Here is a 12,524-nt window from a genome sequence, read left to right on the forward strand (position 1 = left end):
CCGTCGGGCGGCCGGGCCGGCGGGCAAGGGCCGTCCCCCGGACGGTCTCCCGGAGGGCACCGCGTGGGCGCGGCCCAGGGCGTCGGCCAGGGCGGCGGCCGAGTCGAACACGGTCGCGCCCAGCCACCGGGCCGGGATCGTGTCCATCCGGTCGGGCGGCCCCGACACCGTCAGCGCGGCGATCACCCGGTCGTCCCAGCACCGCACGGGCACGGCGTAGGCGATGTCGCCCGGCAGCATGACGTCCGACCCGCGCGCCCAGCCGCGGCGGCGCACCTGGGCGAGGTGCGCCGCGGTGAACCGGGCGCCGCGCAGCCCCGCGTGGATCTCCTCCGGCTCCTCCCAGGCCAGCAGCACCAGCGCGACCGGGCCCGCGGTGGCGGGCCGGGACGTGCCGACCGGCACCGGCTCGGTGCCGTCGGGCCCCAGGACCCGCTCCGCACAGGTCGCCACACAGGTCTGCGTCCGGCCGCGCCGCCGCAGGACCCGGGCGTCCAGCCCCGTGCGCTCGTGGAGTTCGGCCAGCACCGGGCCCGACGCCTGGGCCAGCCGGTCGTGGCGCGCCTCGACCGACATGCTGCCGAGCCGCGGACCGAGCACGAACCGCCCGTGGAAGTCCCGGGTCAGCATCCCGAGGCGTTCCAGTGCCACGGCGATCCGGTGCACGGTGGGCCGGGACAGCCCGCTGCGGGAGACCAGTTCGCTCAGGGGTGCCGGCGCCTGCTCCACGATCTCCAGCAGGGCGGACGCCTTGTCGAGCACGCCGATACCGCTGCTCCACTCCCGTGGCGCGGTCGCCGGCACGGGGCCCGCCGCCGTGAGCGGCCCGGTGCCGTGGGGAGCAGGTGCCATGGTGTCCCGGTCTCTTCCGATCGCGCGGGCCGTCGTCATCCCAGGGCGGCCGGGCCGTCCACGGAGACCACCTCGACGTCCGGGTCGATACGGCGGATCAGCCCCGCCAGGGTCCGCCCGGGCCCGAGTTCGATCAGCCGGCCGCAGCCCAGCGTGCCCGTGAGCGTCCGCACGCTCTCCTCCCACAGCACCGGTGAGGTGAGCTGGCGGGTGCCGAGCTCCGTCCACCCGCAGTCGCCGTCGTACGGCCGGGCGTCCACGTTGGCCACCACCGGCAGATGCCGGGGGGCCGACGCCGTGTCCTTCAGCGCGGCCGCGAGGGACTGTGCGGCGGGAGCCATGTACGGGCTGTGGAACGCGCCCCCGACCTGCAGGCGGATGAACTTGGCGCCGATCCCGCCGGCACCGTCCGCGACCCGCGCGACCGCCTCGGACGAGCCCGAGACCACGGTCTGACCGGGGGCGTTGACGTTGGCGACCCACACGTCCCCGCCCTCCTCCCGCACGCTGCCCACCAGTTGCTCCACGCTCTCCAGCGGGGCGGCGACCAGGACGCCCATGGTGCCTTCGCGGGCGGCGGCAGCCTCCCGCATGGCGCGCCCGCGCGCGGCGACGAGGGCCGCCGCCGCGGACAGGGTGAACGCCCCGGCCGCGGTCAGGGCGGCGTACTCACCCAGACTGTGTCCCGCGCAGGCCACCACGGGCCCGTCGAAGGCCCCACGGCGTACGGCCTCCGCATGGGCGATCATCGCGACGGAGAACACCGACAACTGCGCCAGGTCCGTGCGCCGGAGCCGCTCCGCCGGCGCGTGGAGCAGCAGATCGGCGACGTCCTCTCCCGCGGCCTCGGAGATCTCCGCGGTGATCCCCCACGACGGGGTGTCCCGCCAGGGCGCGCCCATTGCCTGCCGCTGCGTTCCCTGACCGGGAAACACCAGACCGATCGGTCGCCCACCCATGGATAACACCTTCCGCAAAGGACTTCGTCCGGAGCGCGGGGGCCCCGTACCGGACCGGCCGGGTACAGGGCCCCCGCGACCGGTGGCTACGGGGGAGGCCTCCGGCGACGGGAGGCGTCCGGTGACGACGCACCCGTAGCCCGGGAACCATCGAACTGCGCGGCCCCCGCCGGGGCAACGCGCGTTACAGGAAGCTGCGGCCCGCCCCGCGCGGGCGGTTGGTGCCGTGCCGCTCGGGCGGCGGCCCCGGCTCCGCGGCCCCGCCCGGACCGGGAGCCCGCACCGAGCAGCGCCGTGCTCTCGGCGACGCGGCGCCGGTACGGCCGTCCTGGGACGGTCGGTTCACGCGAGCGCCGCGCGCACGTACGAGCCGCTATAGGGAGTCGGCGGTCACCTCGGTGTCCAGGTGCGTCCCGCCACAGGCCGCTGCCCGGCGTTCGCGGTGCGGGGAGGCGGTGGCCCGATCAGGGCGCGGGCCCGGAGCAGGGTCTGCTCCACGTGTGCGGCGTGGTCCAGGACGAGGTTTCCGCCGAGGCCCGCCGACGGGCCGGCGTGCGTGGCAGCAAGATGCAGGGCGGAGGAGGAGACGTCGCGGCTGCCGGGCGGGACACCGCCGCGTCCAACACCTTCCCCGCGGGGCCGGCGGAAAACGGGGGGCCTGCACCCGGCCCGGGCCGGATCTCGGGATGACAGGCCCCCGCGCGTCGGAGCGCCGCGGGCCAGGGGCGGGGGTCCCCATGGCCCGCGGCGCACCGGATCACCGGCGGCGCGGGGGATGTGTAGGCCGCCGGAGCTCTCGGGTCGGGGCGTCCGGCCGTCCGCGGAGCGCGGCGGCCGTTCGTGTGATCCCTGTCTAACGGGCTCCGGCGGGCGGGTGCAACGACGGCTACAGGAAGCTGCCAGGTCCGGGCCCGCCGTCGCGGGGCGGCGGGCCTCCCGTGTCCCGTAAGTCCCGCAGCGTCTGCTGGTTGGGCGCCTCCGGCCGGCGTGCGCCGCGCCGGGGGGCCGGCCCGGCCGCGTCCTGCGCCGGTGCGGCCGACGGCGGCCCGGAGCTCTTGCGGCTCTTGGGCAGCAGTCCCAGCTCGGCCGCCCGTACCCCGGCCTGGAAGCGTGAACTCGCCCCGAGCAGCGCCATGATCTCCGCGACGTAGCGGCGGTAGGTGCGCACCGAGACGGAGAGTTCACGCGCGGCGACCTCGTCGGTGATGCCCATCTGCAGGCGGCTCAGGATCTGCCGGGCCACGTCGGCGCGGTCGGGATCACCGAAGTCGATCCGCTCCTCGACCGGGACCGCGTGGCGCCAGAGCCCGTCGAAGAGGGTGCCCAGCGTGCCGACCACGGTGGCGACGCGGATCACCGAGCCCTGGCGCCCGATGACCGCCTGCGAGGTCACCAGGGCGGCCGCGCCGTCGACGAGCATCACCTGGAGCATCGGCACGCGGGCCACCCGCACCTCGTACGGAAGGTTCTTCAGCATGTGCGGCTGGACCACGCCGTCGTCGAGCATCGCCTGGGTGCACAGCAGCCGCAGCCGGACGTCCTTCCGGCTCGTCTCCAGCTCCCAGTACACGGAGTTGATCGCCTCGACGTGCTCCGCGTCGGCCAGCACGATGTCGATGGTGCGCTCGGCCTCGGCGACGAGCCGGAGGGCGGCCGCCGCCACCTCCGCGCCGCACGCCCCGACGTTGGTGATCAGCGAGTCGCGCACGACGCGGTCGCGGTGCTTGGCGACGGTCGCCTCGATCAGCCGGCGGACCTCCATGAGCGTCTGCTCCAGGTCGTCCGCCGGCTGATCGCCGGGGTGCCCGGTGTCCTCCTCCTGGCCCGGGAGGTCCTTCGCCGCCGCGCGCCGCGGCCGTCCTGCGGGAGGGTGGTCAGCCATCGCGCCGCGACCCCCCGTGGGAGGCTCCGGCGGAGGCGGTGGCGCAGGTGCGCTGCGGGAGCAGTGCCATCTCGACGGCCCTGACACCGGCCTGGAAGCGGGAGTTGGCCCCCAGCGCCTGCATGATCTCGGCGACGTGACGGCGGTAGGTGCGCAGGGACACCTGGAGCTCGCGGGCCGCCACCTCGTCGGTGCGGCCCTCGCACAACTGCTCGAGGATGCGTCGTACCGACTCGGTCCGCATCCGCGCGCTGGTGCGTTCGTACTCGGCGAGCGAGCGGGCGTTGGCCCAGGAACCGGCGAACATCAGGTCCAGTACGCGTGCCGACGCGGTGTCCTTGATGATCGCCGCCCCGGGCTTGCCGGGGGCGGCCGGCATGAGGGCCACCCGGCTGTCGACGATCAGCATGCCGCGCAGTTCCCCCTCGTCGACCCGGATCTCGCACCGGGTGTCCCGGAAGGCCTCGGCGCTCGGCCGGCAGTGGTTCACCGCCTGCGGCGAGCACAGCAGCCGGACGGTCGGCCCACCGCGCGACGCCCGGCCGCCGGACGGCGACGCGTGGGCGGCGAGTGCCTCGAACACGGCGGCCACGTTCTCGCCGCCGGCCAGCGACACGGAGACGGAGTGGCGGGCCAGTCCGACGAGCCGGGCGACCGTGCTGCCGATGTCGGCGTCGTCGGCGCGCAGAACGAGGGATTCGCGGACCGGCCTGGTCCGGTGGAGCGTCATCGTCGATTCGATCAGAGCGCGTGCCTGGAGCAGTGCGCTTTCCATCCTGTTGATGCCGTCGGCGCTGTCGACGGTGTCGCCGGTCGGCCCGCCCGGTGAAGGGGCGCCGAGCATGACCGGCACAACGTCTTCACCATGGGTTTTCAACGTGGAAGTATTCATTACACCGATCATTCCCCGTAATGCTCAGCGATATATCCTCGCCCCGGTCGAGGATTGAATTATCGAACTCGATGGCAGGAATTGTATTCCTGCCAGAATGGGTGCTGGGATCTGCTGCTGTAGAACTTCGCCCGAAAAGCACCCATTCATCGTCAATTCACCTGCCGTGGTAAAGCGGTTCACGACGCGGCGGACAGGGCTCCGGAGGGGCCGAGTCCGCTCGGCTTCGAAGCTCAGACATTATGGGCTGGCTGCGAGCCAGTCAACGTCGGGGCGTTGGCATAGTCCAGGTAAAGTCCCACCCCTGGCAAGCGCCTCGCCAGGCAATGCGCCCGAAACATCCGGCCGGGCTGTCAGTAAGTTGCAGCAATTCTGTCGGTCGTCACGGAACCGACCCCGGCGTCGGCCACTTATCGCATCCGGGCGGTGACAGCCAGTCGCGCGCACGGTGTGTCGCTGTCCACTTACTGTCAACATGCGCCGCTCCGGAGCGTGGCCGGCCCGGCGTTTCGGGGGGTGACGCGCGTCCCGCGCCCGTGCGGAACCGGCCAGGAGCGCACCGTCGTCCAAGGTGAGGGAGGAGGTCGGGTCGCGGGGCGGCTTCCCGTGCGGGTGGGCGCCCCGGGGCGCCTGGGCGCCGTCGGGGCGCCGGGGAGGATCCGGCCATGAACGGCCCGGCCGCGCCGCCGCCCGGGTGTGCGTCGTGCCGGAGGACGCCTGGTCGTCGGCCTGCGGCGGTTCCGGGCCCGCGGTGAAGGGGAGTCGGGCACAGGAAAGTTACTTACCGGTATGGATAAATGGAGCGCGGATTCAGTTCGCCGCGCGAATCACTGTCGGTGACATTTACGTTTAATTTTGAATAACTTAGTCAGTCCTTCCATGGAGAGTTCCCACGAGTAACATCGATGCCCTTCCCGCGGTCCGACCAGGACTTCCCGGCGTCCTCGCCGGAGTCCGCGGCGCGGCTCTCCGGGGGCGCCGGGCCGGGCCGACGCGAGAATCCCGGCAGGGATAACCCTGACCGACCGGCCGGCGCGGGCGAGTCTTACGGGCCGCCTCTCGACCGGGACGCATGAGGAGATCCTGTGAAGGTCGGTGGGCCGCTATAGGCCCTGCCCGCGGTGGTCTGAACCTGTGGCGGGCGTCGTCGTCACCCGGTACGAACCGGTGGGCCGTCGGCAACGGGCCGTACCCACACATCGCCGGGCGCCGGATGGAGTGCGTCCACATGTCGGCGCCCCGTGTCCTGCCCCTACGGTGCCCGAACGGCGGGTGGGCGGTCGCCCCGTCCGACGGCCCGCCGCGTCAGGGCCCTTCGTCCTGGCCGGGCCCGCCGCACCGGCCCGGCGCACGCCGGACGGGGAGCCCCGGCCCGCACGACCGTCCCGTCCCCCCACGTCCCGGAGGTACCCCGTGCGCCGCCCCACCCTCCTCGGCCGCCTCGCGCGCCGGATCGGGCACATCGTCCTGTCCGGCCTGCTCACCGCGACCGCGGGCACCGTCCTGCTCGCCCAGCCGGTCTCCGCCGCGGGCGGACTGACCCAGGTCACCGGCTTCGGCTCCAACCCCGGCAACCTGTCCATGTTCAGCTACGTCCCGGCCGGGCTGCCCTCGGGCGCCCCGCTCGTGGTCGCGTTGCACGGCTGCACCCAGAGTGCCGCCGACTACCACGCCCACAGCGGATGGGCGGAACTGGCCGACGCCTACGGATTCGCCGTCGTGTACCCGCAGACAGGCCCCGCCAACAACGCGCTCTCCTGCTTCACCTGGTTCGACCCCGCCGACTCCACGCGCGGCAGGGGCGAGGCCGAGTCCGTCGCGCAGATGGTCGCCGAAGCCCGGACGCGGTACGGCTCGGACGCGGACCGGGTGTTCGTCACCGGCCTGTCGGCGGGCGGCGGCATGACGGCGAACCTGCTGGCCGCCTACCCGGACGTGTTCGCGGGTGGCTCCGTCGCCTCGGGCCTGCCGGCCCAGTGCGCGACCAGCCAGGCGGGCGCGTCGCGCTGCCAGTCCGGAAGCGTGAACCTCACCCCGGCCCAGTGGGGCGACAAGGTCCGTGCCCAGTACCCCGGTTACCCGGGACCGTGGCCGCGCGTGGCGATCTGGCAGGGCACGTCGGACTACACGGTCCAGCCCGTCAACGCCACCGAGCTGCGCGACCAGTGGACCGACGTCCACGGCATCTCCCCCACCCCGTCGAGCACCGTCACGCTGCCCGGCAACACCACCCTGACCGACTACGACGACGCCTCCGGCAGGCCCGCCGTGCAGCTCTACCAGATCGGTGGCATGGGCCACGGACTCGCCGTCGACCCGGGCACCGGCGACCAGCAGTGCGGATCCACGGCCGCGTACTTCCTCGACAGCATCTGCTCCAGCCGCCACACGGCCCGTTTCTGGGGCCTCGACGTGGACGCCGGCCCCGGTGAGGGCGGCGAGAAGCTGCCCGCGCCCTCGGGTCTGGCGGCGGGCGCGACGAGCGACACCTCGGTCGCGCTGAGCTGGTCGCCGGTGGAGGGCGCCACCGCCTACCGGGTCCACCGCGACGGCACCCCGGCCGGGGCTCCCGCCGGCACCTCGTTCACCGACACGGGCCTGCTCCCGGGGACTTCGTACACCTACTCGGTCGCCGCCGTGGCCGCCGACGGCACGACCGGACAGATGTCGCCACCGCTCACGGTGACCACCACCGGCCACACCCCGTCCTGCACGACGGCCGACAATTACACGCACGTCGCCGAGGGCCGGGCCCACACCAGCGGCGGTCTCACCTACGCCAACGGGTCGGACGAGAACATGGGTCTGTACAACGTGTTCGTCACCCACACCCTGAAGCAGACGTCGCCCGGCCACTACGTCATCGCCGACTCCGGCTGCTGAACCCCTGCGCCGGGCGGGCCGACGGCTATTCACCGAAAGGGGCTGACGGCCTCTCAGGAAAACAAGTCCGGAAGACGCGCGGAAAGGAAAAAGGGGCGCCGGTGATCACACCGGCGCCCCTTTTCGCGCATCCCCGCCTCGCGGGCGGCTGCGAGGAGGAGCCGCGCCCGCCGACCCCGCCCGTCGCGCGGGAGGTGCGGCCTCCCGCGCGGCGGGCCACGGCGGACCGGTGTCAGCCGCCCGCGCCGCGGGTCAGGACGCGGGCGCTCCGTAGACGGCCAGCTCGTGGATCGAGTAGCCCCACGTGGTCCTCCGCTCGACGCCCTGCATGCGGACGTACCGCACGGCCTCGGCGGCGGGGAGCCGGACGACGTCGTTGCCGCAGGTCTCCGGGCGCTGGGTGGACACGGTGGTCCAGGCGACGCCGTCCGGGGAGGTCTGCACGGTGTACTGCTTCGCGCAGGCGCTCTCCCAGGCGAGGGTGACCGCCGCGACCCTCGCGGGCGCGGCCAGCTCGATCTGCACCCACTCGTCGTCCGAGTACCCCGACGCCCAACGGGTGCCCATCAGACCGTCGTTGACGTACCGCGGGGCCAGCCGGTCGAGGTTCTGCTCCACGCTGGACGCGGACGCCGTGCCCTTGAGGGCCAGGTTCTCCCCGCCGCCCGCGGTGTCCCACAACTGCAGCCGGACGCCCGCCTGGACGAGGAACGAGTCGAGCACACCGTCGCCGACCTTGGGCTGTACCGAGCCCCAGGTGTTGCGCGGCGGATCGACCCGCACGGCGCGGGCCCGCCGCTGGAGGTCGTCCGACTCCGCCAGCAGCCGGGCGGCGGTCTCCGCGTCGCCGGACTGCCGCGCCGCGAGGGCGTCGAGCATCCTCACCATCGCCCGCCCCCACAGTTCGGTGGCGTCCAGCCAGGGACCGGCGTCGGCCGTGAAGCCCTTCTCCACCGCGCCCGCGCGGATGGTGGCCGGCGCCCCCTCGACGGCGGTCGCGTACGGGCGCAGGTCCTTGAGGGCACCGGCCCGGTCGCCCGCGTCCCACGCCGTCCAGAACCGCTCGACGCGCGCGGCCAGTTCGGGCGCCTGCGGCTGCCAGGGCGTGGCGCCGAAGGTCGGGGCGAGGTGTTCCAGGTCGCCGAAGACGAGCAGGGCGTCGGTGGCCTCGCGGTCACCGCCGGCGAGGTACGCCATGGCCCGCGGCCAGTTCGCCCGCGCGTCGTAGGCGGCGTCGTTCCACGTGAAGTCGGCGGTGCCGAAGACGGCGACCTTGCTGGCGTAGGGCTGGTTCATGGGGTTGGCGACGATGCCCGACAGGTGCGCGGACAGCCCGGCCTCGCGTTTGTCGTACGGCGCGAGCAGCAGCCGGCCGCTGGTGTTGCCGAAGTCGTTGACGGGATAGTTGTCCCACACGAACACCTTGCGCCCGAACAGCTCGGACACCTGGCCGGCCTCGGCGTTGGTGATCCTCGGCGGTACGACGTCGGTGCCGGTCCACATCACCACCACCGCCGGGTCAAGGGTGTCCCGCATGGTCCGCTTGTACGCGGTGTCGGTGAGGTCGCCGTACTCGGTGGGCACCATCTGGAGCGGCCGGGTGCCCTCGTGCGTGGCGACGAAGGTGCGCTGCACGTCGTTGAGCAGGTCGACCTGGGCCCGCGCGGCGGCCTCGCGGCCGGGTGCGCCGAAGGCCGCGCGGTCGCCCTCGCAGTTCCAGCGCGTGTAGCTGATGTCGTCGAGCGGGATGGAGAAGGCGCGGGTCCCCAGGTCGTACAGCGCCCGCAGCTTGGCCTTGAGCGCCTCGCGGTCGGCGGGGTCGGAGTAGCAGATCGACTCGCCGGGGGAGACGGCGAAGGTGAAGCGGACGTGGTTCGCGGTGGCCCGCCGCACCAGTTCGCCCAGTTCCGCGAGTTTGTCGGCGGGGTAGGGCTCGCGCCACTTGCCGCGGTGGTACGGGTCGTCCTTGGGGGCGTACACGTAGGTGTTGGCCTTGACGTCCCCGTAGAAGTCCATCTGGTCGAGGCGTTCCGCGTGCGTCCACGGCTGCCCGTAGAAGCCCTCGATCGTGCCCCGCAGCGGCATCGACGGGAAGTCGCTGATCTCGACGCCGGGCACGCTCCAGCCGTCCGGGTCCGCGTGGACGAAGAGCTGGCGCAGGGTCTGCACGGCGTAGAACTGGCCCGCCGCGTCCTTGCCGCCGAGCGTGATCCGGGGACCCTGCGGGTCCGCCGAGACGCGCAGCGCGTAGCCCTCGGCGTGGTCGGGCACGGCCGTGTCGCCGAGGCCGGCCGCGACGTCGGGCCGCGTGGCCCCGCCGAGCCGCACGGTGAGCAGCCCGGCGGCGGCCGCGGGGACCTTCCCGGGGCCGACGACGTCGACCCGGTCGGCGCCGTGCGCCTTCAGCTCCTCGACGAGGCGGGACCGGGCGGCGGCGTCCGTGTCCTCCCCGGCCACGACGAGCACCCGGCCGGTGACCGCGGCGTCGCGGCCTGCGCGGGTGAGGGACTGCGGGGTGGGCGAGACCGGCGGCACGGCCGAGGTCCCGGGCGCACCGGCCGCCGTCGGGGGAGCGGCCTGCGCCGAGGCGGCGACCGGCACCGCCTGTACGGTCATGGCGCTTGCGAGTGCGAAGCACACACCTGCCGCCGCGAGGGTGTTCGCGCGTCTTCCCATGAGATCTCCACACATGGTCTGGACCATCAACTGGGCTTGTCCCCCTGATGATGAGGGGGCGAGCCGCGCGACCGTAAGACGTATGGGGTCTAGACCTCTGTGTCCATCGCCTTTACTCTGGCCAACGCGCCGGACGCCGCTAGCGGGCCAGGACGGTGCACCCCAGCGCGATCAGCGCCAGGACCTTCACGATCTCCAGCGCGACGTAGTGGAGATGGGCGCGGGAGCGGTGCAGCGCCGGGTCCTCGCCGGCCAGGACGGCGTCGGAACGGCGGTTCAGACGGGGGCGTACGGCGGTGAGCTGGACGGCGAGCACGGCCGCGGCGACCGCGGTGAGCACGAGGACGGCGGTGGAGGGGCCGCCCGTGGCGACCACGGCGATCAGGACGACCGCGAGCACGGTCTCCGCGAGGTTGAGGGCGCGGAAGACCAGCCGGCCGATGCCGAGTCCGAGCGGGATGGTCACGCCCGGGGCGCGGAACTTCAGCGGCGCCTCCAGGAAGGAGATGGCCAGCACCATGCCGAGCCAGAGGAAGGTCACGGCGCCTGCCACGGCCGCCGACGTCGCGTGCATCGTCGTGTCCTCTCCTCCTGATCGCCCCGGTGAGTATTCTGCGCCGTGGCCCGGTGATCGGGGCACGCGGGCCGGGCTCCGGCGCACCCGGGCGATCGCGGACCGATCCTGACCGCGACGGATGCCACAGTGGTTCACGCCACGATCCGCACGGACCCGCTGCGAACGGAGAGACCCGATGAGCCGCCACCTCCAGATCACCTTCGACGCCCATGACCCGCGGGCGCTGTCGAGCTTCTGGCGCGACGTCATGGGCTACGTCCACCCTGGCCCGCCCGGGGTCGACCTGCCCGAGGGGGCCGATCCGCTCGCCGCGTGGGACGAGTTCCTGGAGCGGATCGGCGTGCCGGAGGAGGAGCGCAACGGCAGGTCCGCGATCGAGGACCCCGAGGGGCGGGGGCCGCGGCTGTTCTTCCAGCGGGTGCCGGAGGGCAAGACCGCCAAGAACCGCGTCCACCTCGACGTCCGCGCGGCGCCCGGACTCCGGGGCGAGGAGCGGATGGCGGCGCTGGAGGCCGAGTGCGAACGGCTCGTCGCGCTGGGGGCGACGCGGGTGCGCCGCTTCGAGCCGGACCCCCCGATGAGCACCGGGTTCCTCGTGATGGCCGACCCGGAGGGCAACGAGTTCTGCCTGGACTGAGGGGCCGGGGGCGGGTCGGCCGGTCACCGGCGGCCCGCCCCCGGGGCCTCGCTGCCGGGCCGGGGCCACCGGGCGGGGAGCGCCCCGCGTGCCAGAATGGACGCCCGCCGTGCCGCCCCGTGACCCTCCGCACCGCTCACCGATCCGCCGCCGATCCACCGAGGTTCCACCGTGTCCAAGCCCGTGGCCCGCGAGCCGCAGCGACGCAACGCGCGCTCCAACCGGGCGCGCATCCTGGCCACGGCCCGCCGCGAGCTGGGGCGCGACCCGGACACCACCCTCGAGGAGTTGGCCCGGGCCGCCGGGGTCGTACGGCGCACCCTCTTCGGCCACTTCCCCGGGCGCGCGGCGCTGCTGGAGGCCCTCGCCGAGGAGGCGTCCGAGGTGCTGCGCAGCACGATGGCCTCGGCGGCCGAGGGGCCCGGGCCCGCCGAACCGGCCGAGCGCGCGCTCGCGCACTTCATGCTGCTGCTGTGGCCCGTCGGCGACCGCTACCGGATGCTGCTGGCGCTGGCCCGGCACGACCTGGGCGCGGAGCGCGTCGCCGACATCCTCGCCCCGGCCCGCGCCGAGGTCACCGCCATCCTGCAGCGCGGCCAGCGGGACGGCGCCTTCCCCGCCCATCTGCCGCCCGCCGTGCTGAGCGCCGGGCTGGAGGCGATGATCGTCGCCCTGCTGGAGCAGGTCAACACCGGCGCCCTGGAGGACGACGGCACCCGCGCCACGGTCGCCACGCTGGTCGCGGCGGGCGTCCCCCGGGAACGTGCCGAGAAGGTCGTCGAGTCCGTGTCCCCCACGGTCCCCGGCCCCACCACCCCGGAGGACTGACCCCCACGGCCGGACGCCGCGGCCCGCGCTTGCGCCGGACACCGCCGTCCGCGTTTCGGCCGGACGCCGCTGCCTGCGTCGGGGCGCGTCGCCCGTGCTCGCGTCGCACGCCGCCGCCCGTTCTTCGGCCGGACGCCGCTGTCCGGCGCCGCCGCTGTCCGCTCCGCCCGCGCTTCCGTAGGGCGCCGCCCGTGCATCCGTCGGACGCTGCTGCCCGCGCACCCCGCGTGCCTGCCCGGCCTTCCCCACCCGACGCGTCGGCCCCGGGGCTGCTGCCGCCCTCCCCGCAGCCGCGCACGCCCGGCCGCGCACGGCCCGCCCCGCACCGGCAGTGCGGC

At 74.1% G+C, this 12,524-nt stretch carries 8 protein-coding genes and 1 pseudogene; 3 read left to right on the forward strand and 6 right to left on the reverse strand.

Annotated elements, in window-relative coordinates; translation table 11 throughout:
• Positions 1-69 precede the first annotated feature (69 nt).
• The 4 genes and pseudogenes from ACH499_RS12880 to ACH499_RS12895 form a co-directional block, all read right to left on the reverse strand.
• Positions 70-852, reverse strand: a pseudogene (locus ACH499_RS12880) (IclR family transcriptional regulator); the annotation flags it as partial.
• Positions 853-887: 35 nt separating this feature from the next.
• Complete coding sequence (locus ACH499_RS12885) at positions 888-1,811, reverse strand: ACP S-malonyltransferase (RefSeq protein ID WP_356205556.1); 924 nt, start codon at positions 1,809-1,811, stop codon at positions 888-890.
• Positions 1,812-2,697: 886 nt separating this feature from the next.
• Positions 2,698-3,693 carry a transcriptional regulator gene (locus tag ACH499_RS12890; protein WP_399015396.1) on the reverse strand — a complete coding sequence of 332 codons (996 nt, stop codon included), beginning with the start codon at positions 3,691-3,693 and terminating at the stop codon, positions 2,698-2,700.
• Positions 3,686-4,537, reverse strand: coding sequence for a helix-turn-helix transcriptional regulator (locus tag ACH499_RS12895; RefSeq protein ID WP_356205554.1), 852 nt, complete (start codon positions 4,535-4,537; stop codon positions 3,686-3,688). The genes ACH499_RS12890 and ACH499_RS12895 overlap by 8 nt, the downstream gene beginning before the upstream one ends.
• A 1,461-nt stretch (positions 4,538-5,998) precedes the next feature.
• Here ACH499_RS12895 and ACH499_RS12900 point away from each other — a divergent pair.
• The gene (locus ACH499_RS12900) at positions 5,999-7,468 is read left to right on the forward strand and encodes a PHB depolymerase family esterase (protein WP_399015398.1); all 1,470 of its coding nucleotides are present in this window, start codon (positions 5,999-6,001) and stop codon (positions 7,466-7,468) included.
• A gap of 252 nt (positions 7,469-7,720) precedes the next feature.
• On the opposite strand, the gene ACH499_RS12905 is transcribed toward ACH499_RS12900, so the two are convergent.
• Both ACH499_RS12905 and ACH499_RS12910 read right to left on the reverse strand, forming a co-directional pair.
• A complete protein-coding gene (locus ACH499_RS12905) occupies positions 7,721-10,144 on the reverse strand; it encodes a beta-N-acetylglucosaminidase domain-containing protein (protein ID WP_399015400.1) in 2,424 nt (807 codons plus the stop codon).
• 139 nt (positions 10,145-10,283) lie between these two features.
• Complete coding sequence (locus ACH499_RS12910) at positions 10,284-10,718, reverse strand: hypothetical protein (RefSeq protein ID WP_399015402.1); 435 nt, start codon at positions 10,716-10,718, stop codon at positions 10,284-10,286.
• Positions 10,719-10,896: 178 nt separating this feature from the next.
• On the opposite strand from ACH499_RS12910, the gene ACH499_RS12915 reads away from it, so the two are divergent.
• Together ACH499_RS12915 and ACH499_RS12920 are read left to right on the forward strand one after the other, a co-directional pair.
• The gene (locus tag ACH499_RS12915) at positions 10,897-11,358 is read left to right on the forward strand and encodes a VOC family protein (RefSeq protein WP_399015404.1); all 462 of its coding nucleotides are present in this window, start codon (positions 10,897-10,899) and stop codon (positions 11,356-11,358) included.
• Between the two features lie 171 nt (positions 11,359-11,529).
• The gene (locus tag ACH499_RS12920; protein ID WP_399015406.1) at positions 11,530-12,186 is read left to right on the forward strand and encodes a TetR/AcrR family transcriptional regulator; all 657 of its coding nucleotides are present in this window, start codon (positions 11,530-11,532) and stop codon (positions 12,184-12,186) included.
• Positions 12,187-12,524 lie beyond the last annotated feature (338 nt).

The organism is Streptomyces sp. NPDC018947 (assembly GCF_044390505.1).
In the GTDB taxonomy this organism is placed as follows: Bacteria; Actinomycetota; Actinomycetes; order Streptomycetales; family Streptomycetaceae; genus Streptomyces.

Coding starts and splice junctions, on each gene's coding strand:
- ACH499_RS12885 (WP_356205556.1), bottom strand. CDS start 1,811: ATGGGTGGGCGACCGATCGGTCTGGTGTTTCCCGGTCAGGGAACGCAG.
- ACH499_RS12890 (WP_399015396.1), bottom strand. CDS start 3,693: ATGGCTGACCACCCTCCCGCAGGACGGCCGCGGCGCGCGGCGGCGAAG.
- ACH499_RS12895 (WP_356205554.1), bottom strand. CDS start 4,537: ATGCTCGGCGCCCCTTCACCGGGCGGGCCGACCGGCGACACCGTCGAC.
- ACH499_RS12905 (WP_399015400.1), bottom strand. CDS start 10,144: ATGGGAAGACGCGCGAACACCCTCGCGGCGGCAGGTGTGTGCTTCGCA.
- ACH499_RS12910 (WP_399015402.1), bottom strand. CDS start 10,718: ATGCACGCGACGTCGGCGGCCGTGGCAGGCGCCGTGACCTTCCTCTGG.
- ACH499_RS12915 (WP_399015404.1), top strand. CDS start 10,897: ATGAGCCGCCACCTCCAGATCACCTTCGACGCCCATGACCCGCGGGCG.